This is a genomic window from Pseudomonas sp. NPDC090203, assembly GCF_044746765.1.
GTDB lineage: Bacteria > Pseudomonadota > Gammaproteobacteria > Pseudomonadales > Pseudomonadaceae > Aquipseudomonas > Aquipseudomonas putida_AD.
Genome location: NZ_JBIVCV010000003.1, coordinates 369355 through 390118, shown reverse-complemented (window position 1 = coordinate 390118; position 20764 = coordinate 369355). Strand labels below are relative to the sequence as shown.

Annotated in this window: 18 protein-coding genes; 10 read left to right on the top strand and 8 right to left on the bottom strand. The window is 63.0% G+C overall.

The features are described from left to right. Window positions 1-208: 208 nt before the first annotated feature. From ACIPO9_RS07205 to mnmH, 5 genes are all read left to right on the top strand, one after another. Entirely contained in the window at window positions 209-856 is a 648-nt protein-coding gene (locus ACIPO9_RS07205; protein WP_274135792.1) for a LysE family translocator, read from the top strand. 107 nt (window positions 857-963) lie between these two features. After that, window positions 964-3033 (top strand): maltose alpha-D-glucosyltransferase, encoded by a 2070-nt coding sequence (treS, locus tag ACIPO9_RS07200; RefSeq protein WP_400779667.1) that lies wholly within the window; start codon window positions 964-966, stop codon window positions 3031-3033. Window positions 3034-3192: 159 nt separating this feature from the next. Next, window positions 3193-4335: an MFS transporter gene (locus tag ACIPO9_RS07195; protein ID WP_400779666.1), complete on the top strand. Its 1143-nt coding sequence runs from the start codon at window positions 3193-3195 to the stop codon at window positions 4333-4335. 44 nt (window positions 4336-4379) lie between these two features. Then, the gene (selD, locus tag ACIPO9_RS07190) at window positions 4380-5414 is read left to right on the top strand and encodes a selenide, water dikinase SelD (protein WP_400779664.1); all 1035 of its coding nucleotides are present in this window, start codon (window positions 4380-4382) and stop codon (window positions 5412-5414) included. Then, window positions 5414-6514, top strand: coding sequence for a tRNA 2-selenouridine(34) synthase MnmH (mnmH, locus tag ACIPO9_RS07185; protein ID WP_400779663.1), 1101 nt, complete (start codon window positions 5414-5416; stop codon window positions 6512-6514). The genes selD and mnmH overlap by 1 nt, the downstream gene beginning before the upstream one ends. Window positions 6515-6664: 150 nt before the next feature. Here the strand turns inward: mnmH and ACIPO9_RS07180 are convergent, their stop codons facing one another. After that, window positions 6665-7720: a permease gene (locus tag ACIPO9_RS07180; RefSeq protein ID WP_400610720.1), complete on the bottom strand. Its 1056-nt coding sequence runs from the start codon at window positions 7718-7720 to the stop codon at window positions 6665-6667. A 184-nt stretch (window positions 7721-7904) separates the two neighbouring features. On the opposite strand from ACIPO9_RS07180, the gene ACIPO9_RS07175 reads away from it, so the two are divergent. Further along, complete coding sequence (locus ACIPO9_RS07175; RefSeq protein WP_400779662.1) at window positions 7905-9014, top strand: DUF2817 domain-containing protein; 1110 nt, start codon at window positions 7905-7907, stop codon at window positions 9012-9014. Between the two features lie 189 nt (window positions 9015-9203). On the opposite strand, the gene ACIPO9_RS07170 is transcribed toward ACIPO9_RS07175, so the two are convergent. The 3 genes from ACIPO9_RS07170 to ACIPO9_RS07160 all read right to left on the bottom strand — a co-directional run bounded on the left by ACIPO9_RS07170 (window position 9204) and on the right by ACIPO9_RS07160 (window position 11534). Continuing rightward, window positions 9204-10049: an NAD-dependent protein deacetylase gene (locus tag ACIPO9_RS07170; protein ID WP_400779660.1), complete on the bottom strand. Its 846-nt coding sequence runs from the start codon at window positions 10047-10049 to the stop codon at window positions 9204-9206. 157 nt (window positions 10050-10206) lie between these two features. Next, the gene (locus ACIPO9_RS07165) at window positions 10207-11031 is read right to left on the bottom strand and encodes an HDOD domain-containing protein (RefSeq protein ID WP_400779659.1); all 825 of its coding nucleotides are present in this window, start codon (window positions 11029-11031) and stop codon (window positions 10207-10209) included. Between the two features lie 107 nt (window positions 11032-11138). Further along, window positions 11139-11534, bottom strand: a complete 396-nt coding sequence (locus ACIPO9_RS07160) for a VOC family protein (RefSeq protein ID WP_400779658.1) — start codon at window positions 11532-11534, stop codon at window positions 11139-11141. Between the two features lie 260 nt (window positions 11535-11794). On the opposite strand from ACIPO9_RS07160, the gene ACIPO9_RS07155 reads away from it, so the two are divergent. Further along, window positions 11795-12814: a branched-chain amino acid aminotransferase gene (locus tag ACIPO9_RS07155; RefSeq protein ID WP_274133417.1), complete on the top strand. Its 1020-nt coding sequence runs from the start codon at window positions 11795-11797 to the stop codon at window positions 12812-12814. Window positions 12815-12974: 160 nt separating this feature from the next. Here the strand turns inward: ACIPO9_RS07155 and ACIPO9_RS07150 are convergent, their stop codons facing one another. Beyond that, a complete protein-coding gene (locus ACIPO9_RS07150; protein WP_400779657.1) occupies window positions 12975-14192 on the bottom strand; it encodes an MFS transporter in 1218 nt (405 codons plus the stop codon). A 142-nt stretch (window positions 14193-14334) separates the two neighbouring features. Here ACIPO9_RS07150 and ACIPO9_RS07145 point away from each other — a divergent pair, with 142 nt between their 5' ends. Continuing rightward, window positions 14335-15585 (top strand): serine hydrolase domain-containing protein, encoded by a 1251-nt coding sequence (locus tag ACIPO9_RS07145; RefSeq protein ID WP_400779655.1) that lies wholly within the window; start codon window positions 14335-14337, stop codon window positions 15583-15585. Between the two features lie 45 nt (window positions 15586-15630). On the opposite strand, the gene gloA is transcribed toward ACIPO9_RS07145, so the two are convergent. Next, window positions 15631-16158: a lactoylglutathione lyase gene (gene gloA, locus ACIPO9_RS07140; protein WP_400779653.1), complete on the bottom strand. Its 528-nt coding sequence runs from the start codon at window positions 16156-16158 to the stop codon at window positions 15631-15633. 326 nt (window positions 16159-16484) lie between these two features. On the opposite strand from gloA, the gene ACIPO9_RS07135 reads away from it, so the two are divergent. Next, the gene (locus ACIPO9_RS07135) at window positions 16485-17045 is read left to right on the top strand and encodes a tat (twin-arginine translocation) pathway signal sequence (RefSeq protein WP_274133421.1); all 561 of its coding nucleotides are present in this window, start codon (window positions 16485-16487) and stop codon (window positions 17043-17045) included. 11 nt (window positions 17046-17056) lie between these two features. Beyond that, a complete protein-coding gene (locus tag ACIPO9_RS07130; RefSeq protein ID WP_400779651.1) occupies window positions 17057-18625 on the top strand; it encodes a GMC family oxidoreductase in 1569 nt (522 codons plus the stop codon). Between the two features lie 82 nt (window positions 18626-18707). On the opposite strand, the gene ACIPO9_RS07125 is transcribed toward ACIPO9_RS07130, so the two are convergent. Continuing rightward, window positions 18708-19637: an AEC family transporter gene (locus tag ACIPO9_RS07125; protein ID WP_274133423.1), complete on the bottom strand. Its 930-nt coding sequence runs from the start codon at window positions 19635-19637 to the stop codon at window positions 18708-18710. Between the two features lie 223 nt (window positions 19638-19860). Then, entirely contained in the window at window positions 19861-20718 is an 858-nt protein-coding gene (locus tag ACIPO9_RS07120) for an SDR family oxidoreductase (protein WP_400779649.1), read from the bottom strand. Window positions 20719-20764: the final 46 nt, after the last annotated feature.

The following is a 20764-nucleotide window of genomic DNA, read 5'->3' as shown; positions in this document are numbered from 1 at the left end:
GCTACGGCCTTCGGCCAGAAGCCTATCGCGTGTCGCCCACCGCTTGCCGCACGGCCTTCGGCCAGAAGCGGTGACGCCTGCACTCCACCCGTAGCAGCACGGCTTGCCGGCGGGGCGATCTTGAGAACGCCGCAACCGGTCGGCAAAACCCGCCGGACCCGCTATCCTGCGCGCTTTCTTTCCACCGACAGCTCGACGGATACCCAACATGGAGTTTACCAGCGGCTTTTTACTGAGCCTTTCCCTGTGCCTGGACATTGGCGTGGCCAACATCGCAATGATCACGCTGGCGATGCAACGCGGCTATCTGCAAGGCTTCTGGTTGGGGCTGGGGACCTGTTTCGGCGATCTGTTCTACGCGATCCTGGCGCTGGCCGGCATGACCGTGCTGCTGCAATACGAATGGGTGCGCTGGGCGCTCTGGCTCGGCGGATCGGTGCTGCTGATCGGTTTCGCGGTGAAAATGGTCATCTCGGCCCTGAGCAGCCACAACAATCTGGCACTGGCCGAAGACGCCGACAATCGCTCCGGCCTGCGCGAATTTTCACGCGGGGTCTTTTTGGCAGTGTCTTCGCCGACGGCCATCCTCTGGTTCGCAGCTGTCGGCGGTACGCTCATCTCGCGGGCGGGCGGCCACGGCAGCCTGAGCACGGCGTTCTTTCTTTCCGGTTTCTTCAGCGCAGGCGTGGCCTGGTGTGTGTTCATCTGCTTTGCGGCCAGCCACGGCGGCCGGTTGCTGGGTGACCGGCTGCTCAAGTATTCCTACTGGGTGTCGGCGGCGATCTTCTGCTATTTCGCGCTCTACGTGATCGGCTCGGGGTACCAGGAGTTCATCGTCAACGCCGCACGGGGCTAGGCCCGTACGCTGGCAACAAATCCGTTCTCGATGCAACGTTTACGTCCATGAGGGCTCATAGACATAAGCAACGGCGCAGACCCAATCGAGACGGAGCCCCAGATCCTATGACCACACCGGACAAGCAGTACGTGGAATGGCTGGTTGAGCAGTCGATGCTCAACGCCGCAAAGCAACGCGCTAAGCTCTACGGCGGCCAGGGACGGCTCTGGCAACGCCCCTACGCCCAGGCCCGGCCGCGAGACGCTTCGGCCATCGCTTCGGTGTGGTTCACCGCCTATCCGGCCTCTATCATCACCCGCGAAGGCGGCTCGGTCCTTGAGGCCCTGGGTGATGAAAAGCTCTGGCATGCGCTCTCGGAAATCGGCATCCAGGGCATCCACAACGGCCCGCTGAAAGCGTCCGGCGGCTTGAAAGGGCGCCAGCGCACGCCGAGCATCGACGGCAACTTCGACCGCATCAGCTTCGAAGTGGACAGCGACCTTGGCACCGATGCGCAGTTTCTCAACCTCAGCCGCATCGCCGCCGCGCACAACGCGGTCATCGTTGACGACGTGATTCCGTCCCACACCGGCAAGGGCGCGGACTTCCGCCTGGCCGAACTGGCCTATGAGGATTATCCCGGCCTCTACCACATGGTGGAAATCCGCGAGGAAGACTGGCCATTGCTGCCCGATGTGCCCGCCGGGCGCGATGCAGTCAACCTGCCGCCGGCCACGTGCGACATATTGCGCGACAAGCATTACATCGTCGGCCAGTTGCAGCGGGTGATTTTCTTCGAACCCGGCGTCAAGGAAACCGACTGGAGCGCCACGCCGGTCATCACCGGGGTCGACGGCAAGAGCCGACGCTGGGTGTACCTGCACTATTTCAAGGAAGGCCAGCCATCGCTGAACTGGCTGGACCCAAGCTTCGCCGCGCAGCAGATGATCATCGGCGACGCGCTGCATGCCATCGACGTGATGGGCGCGCGGGTGCTGCGCCTGGACGCCAACGGTTTCCTTGGGGTTGAGCGAAAGGCCGACGGCACGGCGTGGTCGGAAAGCCACCCGCTGGCGATCACCGGCAACCAGTTGCTGGCGGGAGCGATTCGCAAGGCTGGCGGGTTCAGCTTCCAGGAACTGAACCTGACCATCGACGACATCGCCGCCATGTCCCACGGCGGCGCGGACCTGTCCTATGACTTCATCACGCGGCCTGCCTACCAGCATGCGCTGCTGACCGGCCGCACCGAGTTCCTGCGCCTGATGCTGCGCCAGGTGCATGACTTCGGCATCGACCCGGCGTCGCTGATCCACGCCTTGCAGAACCACGACGAACTGACCCTGGAGCTGGTGCATTTCTGGACCCTGCACGCCCACGATCAGTACCTGTACATGGGCCAGACCTTCCCCGGCAACATCCTGCGCGAGCATATTCGCGAAGAGATGTACGAGCGCCTGGCCGGCGAGCACGCGCCGTACAACCTCAAGTTCGTCACCAACGGCGTGTCCTGCACCACGGCCAGCATCATCACAGCCGCGCTGGGGATTCGTGACCTGGACGCGATTACTCTGGCCGACATCCAGCAGGTCAAGCACATCCATCTGCTGCTGGTGATGTTCAACGCGATGCAGCCGGGCGTGTTTGCGCTGTCAGGCTGGGACCTGGTAGGCGCCTTGCCGCTGACGGCCGGGCAGGTCGAACACCTGATGGGCGATGGCGATACTCGCTGGATTCATCGCGGGGCCTACGACCTGGTGGACTTGGACCCCGACAGCCAGGTGTCCGCAGGGGGCATGCCACGGGCCAGGACGCTGTACGGCAGCCTGGAAGAGCAATTGCAGGTGCCCGATTCCTTTGCCTCGCAGTTGAAAAAGATCCTGGCGGTGCGCCGCGCCTACGACATCGCCGCCAGCCGGCAGATCCTTATCCCGGACGTCGAACACCCGGGGCTGCTGATCATGGTTCACGAACTGCCGGCCGGGAAGGGCACGCAGATCACCGCGCTCAACTTCAGTCCTGAGGCCATCGTCGAAACCCTGCATTTGCCGGGCATTGCACCGGGGCCGGTGGTGGACATCATCAATGAGCGGGTCGAGGGCGACCTGACCGAGGAGGGCGAGTTCACCATTACCCTGGATGCCTACGAGGGGTTGGCGTTGCGGGTGGTGAGCATGGTCTCGCCGATGATGTAAGGTTAGAAACCACCACAACACCTGTAGGAGCGCGCTTGCCCGCGATTGCGGTGTGTCAGCCGTTGCATAACCAATTGACACACCGCCGTCGCGGGCAAGCGCGCTCCTACAGGCGTGGGTGGATCATGTCTTTTCATTCTTTCAGTAAGGCCTTGTCACTTGTCCATCGCCCAACGCACCCCAACCCTCAACCACCTGTGGAGCTACCGCCTCACCTTCCTGCTCTCCGGCATGTCCTTGGGCGCATGGGCGCCGCTGGTGCCGTTCGCCCGAGAGCGAGCCGGGCTTGAAGAGGCGCAGCTTGGCCTGTTGCTGCTGTGCTTCGGCCTGGGCTCGATGCTGGCGATGCCGCTGGCGGGGATGATGACCACGCGCAAGGGCTGCCGATTCGTGGCGATCATCGGTGGCGTACTGATCTGCGCGATGCTGCCGTTGCTCGCGACGCTCGATTCGTTCGTCACCCTTGCAATGGCGCTGGCATTGTTCGGCGCGGGGCTAGGCAGCATCGATGTGGCGATGAACGTGCAGGGGCTGATGGTCGAGCAGGACCACGGGCGGCCCATGATGTCCGGGTTTCACGGGCTGTTCAGCCTGGGCGGTATCGTCAGCGCCGCCCTGATGGGCGCGTTGCTGTGGAGCGGTGCATCGCCGCTGGTGGCGGTGCTGGTGGTGGTGGCGCTGGTCGGCGGAATGCTCGCCTGGCATGCGCGGCACCTGCTGCCCTACGGTGCCGATGATCCTTCGGCGCCCTTCGCCTGGCCATCGTTGCACGTGGTGGGCATTGGCTTGCTGTGCTTCATCGCACTGCTGGTCGAAGGCGCGATCCTGGACTGGAGCGCAGTCTTTCTGAACCGTGCCCACCAGATCGACCTGGCCCTTGCGGGTGCGGCCTACGCAGTGTTTTCCCTGACCATGGCCGCGGGCCGCTTCTGCGGCGACGCCTTGAGAAAACGCTTCGGCGCGATGAAATTGCTGATCGGCGGCGGTGTGCTGGTGCTGGCCGGGTTCGCCATGGCGGTGCTGCTGCAACCCTGGCCGCTGTTCATGCTCGGTTTCGCCCTGATTGGCCTGGGGCTGTCCAATACGTTTCCGGTCTATGCTTCGGTGGCAGGCGCGCAGACCGTCGTGCCGGCGGGGCTGGCGATCGCCATCATCACCGGTATCGGCTACTGTGGCATTTTGCTGGGGCCGGCGCTGATCGGCTTTGCCGCACACTTCATCGGCCTGCGCGAGGCGCTGCTGTGCGTCGGCGCGCTGATGCTCGCGCAGGTACTCACGGCCCGGCGAATGACCCGGGGCTGACCGGCTCTGATAGACTTCAGCGCCTTGAAACTCAGGGGGCTCCCATGAACGACACGGTTCGTCTTACCCAGTACAGCCACGGCGCCGGTTGCGGCTGCAAGATCTCGCCCAAAGTCCTGGAAACCATCCTGGCCGGCAGCGGCGCGCAAAACCTCGACCCGCGCCTGTGGGTCGGCAATGCCTCGCGCGATGACGCGGCGGTCTATGCCATCGATGACGAAAAAGGCGTGGTGTCCACCACGGACTTCTTCATGCCCATCGTCGACGATCCGTTCGATTTCGGCCGCATTGCCGCCACCAACGCCATCAGCGACATCTACGCCATGGGCGGCGATCCGCTGATGGCTATCGCCATTCTCGGCTGGCCGGTCAACGTGCTGGCCCCGGAAATTGCCCGTGAAGTGATTCGCGGCGGCCGCGCAGTGTGCGACGCGGCGGGCATCCCGTTGGCGGGCGGCCATTCCATCGATGCACCCGAGCCGATCTTCGGCCTGGCCGTGACGGGCCTGGTGGAAAAACGCTTCATGAAGCGCAACGACACCGCCACCGTTGGCAGCAAGCTGTTCCTGACCAAGCCCCTGGGCATCGGCATCCTCACCACCGCCGAGAAAAAAGGCCTGCTGCGCGACGAAGACGCAGGCCTGGCCCGCGATGTGATGTGCACGCTGAACAAGCCGGGGGCGCGTTTCTCAAGGCTGGCGGGCGTCACTGCGATGACCGACGTCACCGGCTTCGGCCTGTTGGGGCATCTGGTGGAAATGGCCGACGGCAGCCAGTTGACCGCACGCCTGAATGCGGCGGCGGTGCCGCGTCTGGGCAGCGTCGATTTCTACATCGAGCAGGGGTGCATCCCCGGCGGCACCCACCGCAACTTCGACAGCTACGGCGAGCGCATCGGCGCGCTGAGCGAGGCGCAGAAACTGTTGCTGTGCGATCCGCAGACCAGCGGTGGCCTGCTGGTTGCCGTGGAGCCTGCCGAGGAGGCGGCGTTCCTGGCGCTGGCCGAAGAACTGGGCTTGGCCCTTGCGCCCATCGGCGAGCTGGTCGAGCGACAGCGGCTCGCCGTAGAGGCGTTCTGATGCGCGACAACAGCGCTCATTTTCGCGACATCTTCCTGCACGACGTGCCCATGATGGATGTGCGCGCCCCGGTCGAGTTCACCAAGGGGGCGTTCCCGGGCGTGATCAACCTGCCGCTGATGAACGACATCGAGCGGCAGAAGGTTGGCACTGCCTACAAACAGGAAGGGCAGCAGGCGGCCATCGAACTGGGCCACAAGCTGGTCAGCGGCGAACTCAAGCAGGCGCGCATCCAAGCCTGGGCCGAGTTTACCCGCCAGCATCCCGAGGGCTTTCTGTACTGCTTTCGCGGCGGCTTGCGTTCGCAGATCACCCAGCAGTGGCTCAAGGGCGAGGCGGGCATCGAGTACCCGCGGGTCATTGGTGGCTACAAGGCGCTGCGTAACTTTCTGATCGGGGTCACTGAACAGGCGGTGGCCGAATGCGATTTCGTGCTGATCGGTGGCATGACCGGCACCGGCAAGACCGAGGTACTGCAACGCCTGGACAACGGGCTGGACCTCGAAGGCCACGCCAACCATCGCGGTTCGAGCTTCGGCAAACACGCAACGCCACAGCCGGGGCAGATCGATTTCGAAAACCGGCTCTCGATCGACATTCTCAAGAAGCGCGCAAGGCACCGGCATCAGTTCGTGATCGAGGACGAAGGCCGCGTCGTCGGCAGCCGCGCCGTGCCGCTTGCATTGTACCGCACCATGCAGGCCGCGCCGATGGTGTGGCTCGAAGACAGTTTTGAAGGAAGGGTCGAGCGGATTCTCAAGGATTACGTGATCGACCTGTGCGCCGAGTTCATTGCCGTGCAGGGGCTTGAAAACGGATTCGCGGGCTACGCCGAGCGTCTCAAACAGAGCCTGGCGAGCATCACCCGGCGCCTGGGTGGCGAGCGGTATCAGCGTCTGGCGGCGATCATGGACAGCGCGTTGCAAGAGCAGGAACGCAGTGGGGATGTAGAGCAGCACCGCGCCTGGATCAGCGCCATGCTGGGCGAATACTACGACCCGATGTACGCCTACCAGCGCGACAACAAACACCCGCGAATCGAATTCGCCGGCGATCAGCAGGCCATCGTGGAGTACCTGCAACACCGCCGCGCCACGTAGCAGCCCCCCAACCCCTGTGGGAGCGAGCTTGCTCGCGAATACATCAGTTCTGACCCAACCTAAATCTCGTAGCAGCACGGCTTGCCGGCGGGGGCGTTCTCAAGTCCGCCCCCGCCGGCAAGCCGTGCTGCTACGGGCCAGGCGTTCACATCACAACACCGCCGCCCCAACCAGCCCGCTGACCACACCGATAACCATGGTCAACACACCCACCACCACCAGCACCCTGGTGTCGAAGGATTTGCGCAGCATCAAGAGCGACGGCAGGCTCACGCTCGGCAGGGTCATCAGCAGCGCCACCGCAGGTGCCGTGCCCAGGCCCAGGGTCATCAGCGTCTGCACGATGGGGATTTCAGCCGCGGTCGGAATCACGAACAGCGTGCCCACGATGGCCAGCGGCACCAGCCACAGCAGGCTGTTGCCCATGGCACCGTCGACGTGGGGGAACAGCCAGACCCGCGCCGCGCCCAGCACCAGAACCGCCAGCACGTAGATCGGGATGGTGGTCCAGAACAACTGCCACAGGGTCCTGGCCCAACGGCTGAGCAAGCTGCCCTGATCGGCAGCTTCCGCTTCGGCCACCGCTTCCACGGCCTCTTCAGGCAAGGCTTCGGGGCGCGAGATACGCTGGGCCACCAGCGACACACCCACCACCAGCACTACGCCCGCCACCAGCCGCAGCGCGGTAAAGCCCCAGCCCAGCACGAAACCCATGAACACCAGCGTTGCCGGGTTGAGCACCGGGTTGGCGATCCAGAACGCCAGCGCCGCACCGACCGAGACGTTCTGCTTGCGCAGGCCCGCTGCCACTGGCGCCGCACAGCAACTGCACATCATGCCGGGCAGGGCGAACAGGCCGCCGCGCACTGTCGAGCCCAGCCCTGCACGGCCAAACAGGCGCAGCAGCCAGTCACGAGGGATCAGCACCTGCAGCAGCGAGCCGAGAATCACCGCCAGCACGGCCGCCTTCCAGATCGCCAGGAAGTACACCTGCGCATAAGCCAGGGCCGCCATCCATGGGTTGGCCGGGTTGTCGTTGATGATCGAGCCGCCGATGTTGTGGGTGTCGGCGGCGACGAAGGACTTCAGGTAATACGGCGACCATTTCACGTAGTACAGGCCGATGGCGGCCACCAGCAGAAACACCAGCGGTTTCCACCAGAAAGACCAGCCTCGACGTTCGGAGGTGAGCGGAAGTGTGGACATGGTGAGGTACCGGGCAAGAACGAAGGGGCGCGATGATACGCTTTCGTTTTGCAGTGTAGTAGTTGTTGCAAATTGTGTCGGTGGGGCCTGTTTCGAGATGTTCAGGGTGCTTGCCGAGGCGGCGGGGGTGGGGCAGCATGGCGCTTCGACCTGCGCTGTACAGTCCCAAGTCCTAGAGGTTTCAATGAGCTCTTTCTTCCCGCAACGGCCTTCCTACACCCAACTGCGCGAGCGTTTTCTCCGCGCCGCCCAGGCCGCTGGCGCGCAATTGACCGAGTATGTCCATCCGCTAGCAGGCCCCTTCGGTGAAACCCTGGCTACTGACGTCGCGTGGCTCGGCGACCCTGATGCGCGCAAGGTGCTGGTGGCGCTGAGCGGGACCCACGGCGTGGAGGGCTACTATGGCTCGGATTGCCAGAGCCGCTGGCTCGAAAGCCTCAAGGGGCGCCAGCTGCCTGAAGGCGTCGCGGTGCTGATGATCCACCTCATCAACCCCTGGGGTACGGCGTGGATGCGCCGGGTCAACGAAGACAACCTCGACCAGAACCGCAACTATCTGGACTTCAGTAAGCCGCTACCTGACAACCGCGCCTATCAGGATGTCCACGCCATCTACGCCTGTGAGCAGTTGCAGGGCCCGCAGCGGGACAAGGCCGATGCGGCTTTCGAAGCAGCCATTTCGCAGATGGGTTGGTCGGGGCTGATGTCGGTGGTGGAGGCCGGGCAGTACGACTTTGCCGACGGGCTGTTCTACGGTGGGCGCGAGCCGAGCTGGTCGAACCGGACCCTGCGCAGCATCGTTGCCGGGCACCTCAGTGGCGTTGAAGTGGCCGCCTGTTTCGACCTCCACACGGGCGCCGGGGATTATGGTCACCCGATGCTGATGAGCATCGTCGAGTCGGCCTATCCTGCGCTCGATGACGCCAAGGCGTTGTTCGGGCCCTGGCTGTTCACCTTGATTACCGGGGCGGGGCAGGTCAGTGAGACCGGCGTTGCGGCCACCTCCACTGGCTACACCTCGCAGATGCTGCTCGACGCGCTGCCCGGCGTGCACCTGATGCCGTTCGTCATCGAATGCGGCACCTATCCGGGTGCAGAGGTGCACGGGCATCTGCGCGACGATCACTGGTTGCACATGCACGGCGACCCGCTGGATGAAACCGGTCGGCGGATCAAGCTGGGGTTGCTCGAGCAGTTCTACCCGGCGGATCCGGATTGGCAGGACGTGGTGTGGCTGCGCACGCGACAGATCTGGGACAAGGCGCTGGCGGCATTGCTCACGATCAAGCCGTGAACCCCAGCGACCTTCCGTAGCAGTCCGGCTCGCCGGCGTCGCGATCTCAAGGCCGTCCCCGCCGGCGAGCCGTGCTGCTACGGATCCGTGATCAGGCCCAAATCCCACGAACGGCTGGTTCCCCGTAGCAGCCGGGCTTGCCCGCGGGAGCGATCTCAAGGTCGTACTCCACACCTGCGAACGCCTCCATTACGAGGCGATCATTCTCTGCGCCAATTCTGGCAACAACACCTCACAGGACGCTGCAATCTTCAAATTCAGCAACTCGTCCGCCCGGGTCTTGCCCAGGTTGATCGCCACCAACGGCTTGCCCTGATCGGCTATCGCCCGGCACAAGCGAAACGCCGAATAGGCCATCAGCGAGGTGCCCACCGCCAGCAGCCCATCCGCTTGCTCCACCAACGCCATGGCCCGGGCGGCAGTGGGTGGGGCGACGTTTTCGCCAAAGAACACCACGTCCGGTTTCATCCGCTCACCGCCGCAGTGAGGGCAGTGCGGCACCTCGAAACGCTCCTCGAACGCCGGGTCCAGCAGGGTATCGCCATCAGGCGCCTGCACCGCATCCACGCCCAGCAGGTACGGGTTTTGTTCAAGCAGGCTGTGCTGGATCAAATCCCGCTCGGTACGCTGACGGCAATCCAGGCACAGCACCCAGTGCAGGCTGCCATGCAGCTCGATCACCTCGGCGCTGCCTGCCTGGTCATGCAGGGTGTCGACGTTCTGGGTAATCACGCCGCTGATCAGGCCCTGCTGTTGCAACCGGGCGAGCGCCTGGTGGGCGGCGTTGGGTTGCGCGGCGCGTACCCGTGGCCAGCCGAGCATCGCCCGCGCCCAATAGCGCCGGCGGGCCTCGGGAGCATTGAGGAATTCCTGAAACATCATGGGCTGCCGCCCACGGCGCACGCCCTCACTGTCGCGGTAATCGGGAATGCCCGATGAGGTGCTGATCCCGGCACCGGTCAACACCACGAACCGTCGATCGGTCATCAGTTGCAACAGGGATTCGACCGGGGAGTGGGCGGATGTATCGAACATGCGCGAGGCCTCGTCAGCGCGGTGGTGCGCTGATACTAGACGAGGTGATGCCATACACGAAACCCCGTAGCAGCACGGCTTGCCGGCGGGAGCGATCTCAGGTCCGCTCCCGCCGGCAAGCCGTGCTGCTACGGTACTGGGGTGAGCGATGAAGCGGTCAATTCAACAACTCGGCAAACGCCTTGTCCGCCTCCAGCACCGCTGGCAGGGCGGCGAACAGTGCGGTCAGATCGATACCCTCCATCAGCGGGCCATCAGCCGCCTGTTGCGCTTCAGGGGTTGCGCCGCCGTGGCTCTCCAGCGCATCGGAGATGGTCAGCGCCTGGGCCACGATCCGCGCCTGAGTGGCATCGCCAGGGGCCTGCATCGGGCGTGCCTGGTAGGCGATGGCGTGCTGGATAACCGCAGGCAGTTGCCAGCGCCGCGCCAGTTCCGCGCCGACTTCCGGGTAACCGAAGCCCAGTTGCAGGGTCTCCAGCGCCGCACGGCTGGTGGTGCCGGTCCTGGTGGCCGCGTTGATGCGCTCGGCCACGGTCGGCGCGCCGGTCTGGATCAGCAACTCGCCGATGTCGTGCATGACCCCACAGGTAAAGGCGATTTCTGCATCGGCGCCGGACTGCTTGGCCAGCAGGCGGCAGATGCCGGCGACTTGGAAGCTCTTGAGCCAGAAACCCTTGAGGTCAAAGCTGGGGCTGGCCTTGAACGCGCCGGTCACCGCCGAAGCCAGCACCAGCGTGCGAAGGGTATTGAACCCCAAGCGCATAGCCGCGTCCTCGATGCTCGACGATTCCCGCGCGCCACGGAAGCGCGCAGAGTTGGCAAGGCGCAGGATCTTCGCCGAAATCACCGGATCCTTCTGGATGTTGCGCGCGATGCTTTCCAGATTCGACGAAGGGTTGTCGAATTGTTGAATCAGGTCCTGAGCCACTTTGGGAATGCTCGGAAGACTGCCCAGATCCGCGAAGAGTTGCTCGATACCCATGGCCTTGCTCCTGTTTCATGTGAATTACAACACGATAGGCAAGATTTGCGGATCTGCACGGGCAGTGTTCAGCTTTTGATACAGGCGGCGCAGATTGCCCGCTGGCCCTACAATGCGGCTTCGCGGAACTGCACCACATTGCCTTCAGGGTCGAAGCCGTCGCAGGCCACGAAGCCGCGAGCCTTGAACTCGGCAGACGGCGCATCCACCTGACCGCCCAGCGCCACTGCTCGAGCCCTTGCCTGGGCGAGGCTTTGCACCGGGAATACCAGCTTGGTCGGCAGATCGACCCGGCGCTGGGGAGGCGTGGTGATGTCGAGACGATCCGCCACCGCCTTGGGGATGCCGTGAATCACTAACTGGAAGGTGTCCGACTCCAGAACGATCAGCCGCGATTCGGTCACTGTCTGCACCATGCCCACCAATTCTCGATAAAAGGCGGCGATGCGCGACAGGTCCTTGGCAAACAGCACGGCGCCATGTTTCGGCAATTTTGCTGACATCATTTGTCTCCATGACGTGATAAACCGCCATTCTGCCCATCAATGCCGGCCCTGCGGAAGATGCTCGTTGCCGGGGATCCAGGCCATGGGCACAGGATTCTTCAGATTAAGTGGCGAGAGGGCGGTTTGCCGGGCAAAAAATCAGTAATATGGCGCAACATCGGAACGGGCCGTGTCCTGTACCGGGCCTTCACGACCATATTGTAGAAACGCCAGCCCCTGCGCACGCCGGGCGTGCTGGCCAGGAAATAGAGGGTGTCATGGGTAACGAAAGCATTAACTGGGACAAGCTGGGTTTCGACTACATCAAGACCGACAAGCGTTTCCTGTCCGTCTGGCGTGATGGCCAGTGGGACAAGGGCACCCTGACCGAAGACAACGTGCTGCACATCAGCGAAGGTTCCACTGCGCTGCATTACGGCCAGCAGTGCTTCGAAGGCCTGAAGGCCTACCGCGCCAAAGACGGCTCGATCAACCTGTTCCGCCCGGACCAGAACGCCGCACGCATGCAGCGCAGCTGCTCGCGCCTGCTGATGCCCCACGTGCCGACTGACATGTTCATCGAAGCGTGCAAGGAAGTGGTCCGCGCCAACGAGCGTTTCATTCCGCCTTACGGCACTGGCGGCGCGCTGTACCTGCGCCCGTTCGTGATCGGCGTGGGTGACAACATCGGCGTGCGCACCGCTCCAGAGTTCATCTTCTCGGTGTTCTGCATCCCGGTTGGCCCGTACTTCAAAGGTGGCATGAAGCCGCACAACTTCGTGATCTCCAGCTTCGACCGCGCCGCGCCGCAAGGCACAGGCGCCGCCAAGGTCGGTGGCAACTACGCCGCCAGCATGATGCCGGGCAGCGAAGCCAAGAAAAACGGCTTTGCCGACGCCATCTACCTGGACCCGCTGACCCACTCGAAGATCGAGGAAGTCGGTTCGGCCAACTTCTTCGGCATCACCCACGATGACCAGTTCATCACCCCGCGTTCGCCGTCGGTTCTGCCAGGCATCACTCGACTGTCGCTGATCGAACTGGCCGGAACCCGCCTGGGCCTGAAAGTCACCGAAGGCGAAGTCTTCATCGACAAACTGGACCAGTTCAAGGAAGCCGGCGCCTGCGGTACCGCCGCGGTCATCACGCCAATCGGCGGGATCAGCTACCAGGACAAGCTGCACGTGTTCCACAGCGAAACTGAAGTGGGTCCGGTGACCCAACGCCTGTACAAGGAACTGACCGGCATCCAGTTCGGCGACATCGAAGGACCGGCGGGCTGGGTCGTCAAGGTCTGAGCCTGACGGCACCTGCCACGCAACAAAAAACCACCGCCCTTGAGGCGGTGGTTTTGTTTCCGGGGTACACACACCTGTAGGAGCGCGCTTGCCCGCGACAGGGGTGGGTCAGACGCCGCTGCTGTCATCTGGCCCGCCGCTGTCGCGGGCAAGCGCGCTCCTACGGTGTGCTTCGTGCTACGGCCGGGCGCAGCCGCCACACCAGCCGCACGGCCGTGATCAACCAGTTCAGCACCGCCACCCCCAGCAGAATCCCCAGCATGGTCGACAACCCATGCTCGACGATCACTTTGCCCGCCAACAGCGGAAAGCCGAACACGCCGATGAAATACGAAAGGCTGAACAACAGCAGCGACTGGGTCGTGGTGCCGGTCGGTGCTTCGTTCGCCGCCAGACCATTGATCACCGAATAGGTCAGGCCGTACCCGACGCCCAGCACGATGGCCGCCAGCAGATAGCCCAGGCTGCTGCTCACCTGAAACTGAAACATCAGCACCGATACCACGATCAACCCCGACAGCAGGCAAGACATCACATACGGATCGCGCCTGACCACGATTCCCGCCACCAGCATCCGCCCGCTAATGGCGGCGCCCATGAAGCCTGCGAAAAACAGTGAATAATCCAGCGAGCGTGCCTGGGCGTAGCTGGTCTGAAAACTCGACAAGCCGCCGAAGATCGCGCCACCCAGGCCCACCATCACAATCGCGAACACCGCCTTGGAACGCAGCACGCTCAACGCACCGGGCAGGGACAGCTTCGAGGCGACCGCGCCCGACTGGTCCGGCAGCTTCCTGAGGGCATCAGCCAGCCGCCAGAACACCAGGACACCTATCAGGCTGGCCAACGCCGCGATCACAAATGCCCAGGTGATGGGCAGACCGGCCTGGCTCGCCAGCCTGCCGAGCAGCGGCGCCGAACCGATGCCGCTCATCATGCTGCCCGACAGCAGCGCGAAATAGCGGGCGCGCTGGGCGGGCTCGACCATCATCGCCACCATGATCGGCCCGAGGGTGTAGAACACGCCCCAACCGATCCCCAGCACAAAACCGAACAGCATCATCAGCTGCAACTGACTGGCACTGACTGCGAACCCCAGATTGGCCACCACCAGCGCAATCCCGCACAGCGCAACCGAGCGGGCTGCGCCGAGGCGATCACACAGATGGCCGGAAAGCACCACTGCAACGAAGGTGCTGACCATGGCGGCTGAAATGATAGTGCCGGCATTCTTCTCGTTGCCGCCGTGGCTGCTCATCAGCAGCGACAGCAGGAAAGTCGAGCCGTAGGCCATCGACAGCAGGTAGCTGGCCATGCAAAACAGGCTGAACAGGCGAGGGGACGGTTTGCTGGAAAGGGGAGACGGCTGTTCGATCATTTGAATTGTTCTGTTCGAAAAAACGAACGGAAAGTCTGATCGGCCCAGGCCGTTTGTCACATACAGAATTACAAAACTCAGGTTAAGAGATTCTGTAACTGTATTGTGCTAAATCGTCCCGATTCCTACACAAGGATGTTCCATGATTGCACGCGTTGTTTGCCGTTCGTTTCAGCGTATTCACCCGCTGATGCTGTCGTTGGGCATGCTGACCTTTGGCGCTGGCTCCCATGCCTGGGCCGATGATTATGAATACCCACACGCTCACGAGCCGATCGGCAGCGTCGAGCAGATCTACGAAGGCACCATGCTGCCGGATCTGGCCGTCAGCACCTATCGCAACATCGACCGCCTGTTTCCCTCGCGCACCATCAGCGCGGGCGGCCATGCCTACCCGTTGCCGCGATACCAAAAGCAACTGGAAAACGTGCAGTTCACCTGGCAGGACAAGAAGTACGACCTGTTCGACTACGTGGCGCTGGACAGCGTGACGGCGATGCTCGTGCTCAAGGACGGCCAGATCGCCTACGAGATCTACCAGTTCGGCAACACCGAGAAAACCCGCTGGATGTCGATGTCGGAGGCGAAATCCATTACCTCGACGCTGGTGGGCGCGGCGATCCGTGACGGCTATATAAAGAGCGTCGATGACCTGGTGACCGACTACGTACCTCGCCTAAAAGGCACCGCTTACGAAGGCGTCACACTGCGCAACGTGCTGATGATGGCGTCCGGGGTGAAGTGGACAGAGGCTTTCACCGACCCTCAATCGGATCGCCGGGCACTGCTGCGTGCGCAGATGTCGCAGACACCAGGGGCGGCCATGGCACTGATGGCCAGCCGGCCAAGAGCGGCCCAACCCGGCACGGTAAACAACTACAACACCGGCGAAGCGCAGGTGCTGGCCGAGGTCGTGCGCAGTGCGGTGAAGATGCCCCTGGCTGATTACCTCACGCAGAAGATCTGGCAGCCCATGGGCATGGAGCACGACGCCAAATGGTGGCTGGACTCACCCAACGGCATCGAAATCGGCGGCAGCGGCATCAGCGCCACGCTGCGGGATTTCGGGCGTTTCGGGATGTTCTTCATGAACCAGGGCAAGATCGACGGCCAGTCGATCCTGCCCGATGGCTGGGTCAGGCAGGCGACCTCGTCGACCACCCTCAAGGACGGCAAGCCGCTGGCCTACGGCTACATGTGGTGGCCGGCCCAGACCGAGCAATCGATCAAGGACGGCGCCTATTCGGCCATCGGCATGCAGGGCCAGAACATCTACGTCAATCCGGCGCAGAAAGTGGTGATCGTCACCTTCGGCGCCCAGCCCAAGCCGCTGCGCAGAACGCTGGTTTCGCCCGTGGCGTTCTTCGATGCCGTGGTGGCGGCGCTCGACTGACATCGCCACGAAAGCCGCCCGAGGGCGGGGCGGCTTGCGGGCTGATCACTGGCCCAGATTGCCCAGCAGGTCGGCCTGAACGATCTCCACCCAGTATTCGTCCGGATCGCTGATAAAGGCTACGTGCTTCATGCCTTTGTCCAGGCGTTTGACGAAGGGCACGCCCAATGACTCGAAGCGCGCGCAGGCCGCCTCGATGTCCGGCACCGAGAAGCAGATGTGCCCGAAGCCGCGAGGGTCCTTGTTGCCATTGTGGTACTGCGAATCATCGCTTTCGCTGCCCCAGTTGTGGGTCAGTTCCAGCACCGACTCGCGGCTGAAGGTGTAGCTCATCCGCGCTGCGTCATCCTCCGGCACCTCGACGCCCTTGGTCATCGCCAGGAAGAACAGCGAAAACTTCGCCTCTGGAAAGTCCAACTTGCGCAGCAAACCCATGCCCAGCACCCGCGTGTAGAAATCCAGCGAACGCGCCGGATCCTTCACCCGCAACATCGTGTGATTGAACACGTAATCCTGCGTGACGGCATCGGGCGTTGTGCAGACACCGGTTTGGGTTTCGCTCTGGAAGGACATGGCAGGCTGCTCGTGAGGAATGGTCAGGCAGTTTAGAAAGCCGCCGGGCGGGCGAGGTAATACCGGATTACTACGGCGCGGACTGTAGGAGCGCGCTTGCCCGCGATCTGCCGGGAACCGGCAGCGAACCCTGCCCACTCGGTGAGTCTGAAGCTCGGTGTTCGCGGGTTTTACGGCGGGTTTGCCGCCGGTCGCGGGCAAGCGCGCTCCTACACAGGGTGGGCTTATAACCACGTAGTAGACCGCTATTACCTTGTGCCCAACAGCGCTACTACTATCAATTGAGCTCTATTGCACCGACAACAAAAATAACAAGGACAAAAGCCATGAGAGACCTGATGCTCGATCGTCGCCGCTTCCTGCAGGGCAGTGGCGGATTGCTGTTGGGAACCCTGTTGTTTACCTCCGGACCTATCGCATTGCTGGCGCCGAGCAGGACCTGGGCGCTGGAAATGAGCACGCTGGACAGCGCCACCGGCAGCAAGCTGTTGCTGGTGATCCGCAGGATTTTCCCCCATGACACCATGGAAGATGCCGTCTATGCGTTTTCCGTCAAAGCCCTGGACGAGAAGGCTGCTCAGGATCCGGGCATCGCCGACCTGCTGAAAAAAGGCCTGGCCGATCTCGATCAGCGCGCAGGTGGCGACTGGAGCAAGCTTGCCGAGGACAAACAGGTGAGCCTGCTCAAGGACGTGCAGGGCGAGCCGTTTTTCGCGCTGGTGCGTGGCACTTCGGTCAACACCCTGTACAGCAACGAACTGGCCTACCAGCACTTCGGCTATGAAGGCGCGTCATTTCCCAAAGGCGGCTACATCCATCGCGGATTCAACGACCTGAAATGGTTGCCGAACCCGCCTGTCGATGCCAGCCCGGCTGTACCTGCCTGAGGAGAGAAATCATGACGACTTACAATTTCAACGACGATTCGGTGGTGGTCATCATCGGTTCCGGGGCAGGCGGCGGGACCCTGGCCAACGAGCTGTGCCAGAAGGGCGTGCCGGTGGTGTTGCTGGAGGCGGGCACGCGCCAGTCCCCGGGCACCTTTATCAACGATGAATGGCCGTCGTTTTCCCAGTTGTCCTGGGGCGACGTGCGCACCACCTCCGGTTCCTGGCGGGTGGCCAAGGATTTCCCCAATCTGCCGGCCTGGATCTGCAAGACGGTTGGCGGCACCACCACGCACTGGGCCGGCGCCAGCCTGCGGTTTCAGGAACACGAATTTCGTGCGCTGCAGACCTACGGACCGGTCAAGGGCGCGGACCTGCTGGACTGGCCCGTGACGCTGGCGGAGCTTGAACCTTATTATGCCCGTGCCGAAGACAAGATGGGCGTGACCCGCACCAACGACATACCCGGCCTGCCGGGGAACAACAACTTCAAGGTGCTGTACAACGGCGCGCAGAAGATGGGTTACAAGGAGTGTTCGACCGGGCACATGGCGATCAACAGCCAGCCGCGCAAGGACCGCGCCGGCTGCCAGCAACTGGGCTTCTGTTTCCAGGGCTGCAAGATGGGCGCGAAGTGGTCGACCCTGTACACCGAGATTCCCGCTGCCGAAGCCACCGGCAAGCTGGAGCTGCGCGCGCAATGCCACGTGGCGAAGATCGAGCACGACGACAAGGGCCGGGTCAACGCCGTGGTGTATTTCGATGCCCAGGGCAAGGAGCAGCGCCAGAAGGCGCGGGTGGTCGCGGTGGCAGGCAACTCTATCGAAACGCCGCGCTTGCTGCTCAACTCCGCCAGCAGCCAGTTCCCCCACGGCCTGGCCAACGGTTCGGGCGCCGTGGGCAAGTACTACATGCGCCACACCACCGGCAGCGTGTTCGCCTCGTTCAAGGAAGACGTGCATTTCTATCGCGGGACCATCATGGCCGGGATCATCAGCGACGAGATCCACCACAAGCCCGACCGTGGTTTCGTCGGCGGCTACGAGATGGAAACGGTATCGCTGGGGCCGTCGTTCCTGGCGGCGTTCTTCGATCCGGGTGCCTGGGGGCGCGACTTCACCAACGTGATGGAGCAATACACCAAACTGGCGGCGATGTGGATCGTCGGCGAGGACATGCCCCAGGCGACCAACCGCATCACCCTCAACGATGGGGTCAAGGACCGCTTCGGACTGCCGGTGGCCAACGTGCACTACGATGACCACCCCAACGATCTGGCCATGCGCGAATACGCATTCAAGCAGGGCGAGGCGCTGTATTCATCGGTGGGCGCGGTGCAGACCTTCCGCGTGCCGCCATACCCCTCGACCCACAACCTGGGCACCTGCCGCATGAGCGCCAGGGCAGAGGACGGCGTGTGCAACCAGCACGGGCAGAGTCATGAAATACCCAATCTGTTCATCTCCGATGGCAGCCAGTTCACCACCAGCGCAGGGGAAAACCCGACATTGACCATCGTCACGCTGGCGATTCGTCAGGCAGATTTCATTGCCCAGGGGTTATCGAGCAAAGCGATTTGAGTAGGGCGGTGAAGCGTTATTGGCAGGTCAGACGCCGTCGCGGGCAAGCGCGCTCCTACAAAAGGAGCGTGCTACTGCCGACTCAGCCGTTGATGTAATAGATGCACAGCGACAGAGTGACCAACGAGCCCAGGGTCGAAATCAGAATGGTGCTCGACACCACCGACGCTTCGCGCTTGTAGTATTCGGCCAGCATGAACGGTCCGGTGCCGGTGGGCAGGGCGCTGAGCAGCAGGGCCGAGTTGGCCCATAGCGGCGGCAAGTGAAACACCCGGAACGCCAGGAACCAGGTCAGCAACGGATGCGCGACAAGCTTGATCAACACCAGAAGGCTCGTGCCATGGCGCGGGCCTTGTTGTTTCTGGGCCAGGAACAGCCCCAGTGAAATCAGCGCGCAAGGCGTGGTCGCGGCGCCCAGCAGGCTGAGAAACTTCTCCAGCGGCCCCGGCAACGGCGCCCCGGTGCTCGCCCAGCAGGCACCGAGAATCGGCGACACCACCAGCGGATTCTTCGCCAGCGCCAGCAGCACCTTGAGCACGATACGGTGCACATGGGCTTCGCTCTGCAAGCCGACTTCGATGCAGACCAGCGCTATGCCGAACAGCACGCAGACCACCAGCAGCGAGGCGATCAACGCCGGTTCCAGGCCACTCTGGCCCAGCACCATCACGCACAGCGGGATGCCGATGTAACCGGTGTTGGCGTAGGAGGCGCTCAGCGCATCGATACTGGCATCGGCAAAATGCCCGGCCTTCTTGCGACGAAGCAGCAGCGTGATGACGAACATCGTCATGGTCGACAGGGTAAACACCAGCACGAAACCGGGGTGCCAGATCTGCTCCCAGGTGGCGGTGGCCGTGGCATTGAACAGCAGCGCGGGCAGGCACAGCCACACCACCATTCGGTTGATTTCCGAAGCGGCGGTCGGGCCGAGGCGATTGGTTCTGCGACACAGGTAACCGACCAGAATCAGGGCGAAGATCGGTAACAGCACATTTAAAACGGAGGACATCGGATCCGGGCCTTGGCTCGCTGAAAGGGGCGTTGAAACAAGCGGCAAAGATTAAGGTTGAAAATCGTTAGCTTGCAACCTTTCTTGTCCAAAACCCTAAATCTTCCCATCACTCCGATCCGTAGCAGCACGGCTTGCCGGCGGGAGCGGTGTGTCAGTGACTATATCTTTCACTGATACACCGCTCCCGCCGGCAAGCCGTGCTGCTACGGGAAATGTGGTGTTAGTGAGGCAGTGCCTGGGCCACGCTGACCGCCAGCGGCGTGGTCGCTCGCCCGATCAGGCGGCTCAACTGCTTGCCATCATCGAACAGCGCGCCCCTGGCCGCTGCGGCATCGGAGTTGGCCAGAAGCTCGGCGACGAACTCCGGCAGACCTGCGCCCAGCAAGGCCGATTTGAAGCCCGCTTCCGGCAAATCGGTATAGCTCACCGCCGTACCCGACTGGCGCGTTACCTCGGCCGCAAACTCGCTCAGGGTGTAGGCATCATCGCCTGCCAGCTCATACACCTTGCCCGCCTGATCTTCACTGGCCGTCAGCACCGCCACTGCGGCCGCCGCGTAATCAGCCCGTGCTGCCGAGCTGATTCGGCCTTCACCGGCGCACCCGAAATGCGCGCCGTGGGCCAGGTCGCCGGGGATCGCAGCGGTGTAGTTCTCGTGGTACCAGCCGTTGCGCAGCACCACATGGGGCACACCGGATTGCGCCAGGGCGCTTTCGGTCTGGCGATGTTCTTCGGCCAGGCCCAGCAGTGACGTCGCCGCATGCAGCACGCTGGTGTAGCCCAGCAATTTGACCCCGGCTTTTTGCGCGGCGGCGATCACGGCCTTGTGCTGCGCGACCCGCTGGCCGACTTCACTGGAGGAGATCAGCAAGACTTTCTCGGCCCCCGCAAACGCGCTTTCCAGAGTGGCCGGTTGCGCGTAATCGGCCTTGCGCACTTGTACGCCCCTGGCGGCCAGGTCACTGGCTTTTTCCGGGCTGCGCACGGCGGCGACGATCTGTGAGGCGGGGATCTTCTGCAGCAGTTTCTCGATGACCAGACGGCCCAACTGGCCTGAAGCACCGGTGATGACAATCATGATGATTTCCTTGGTGACGTTGAATGTGCGACCAGCATAGAGATCG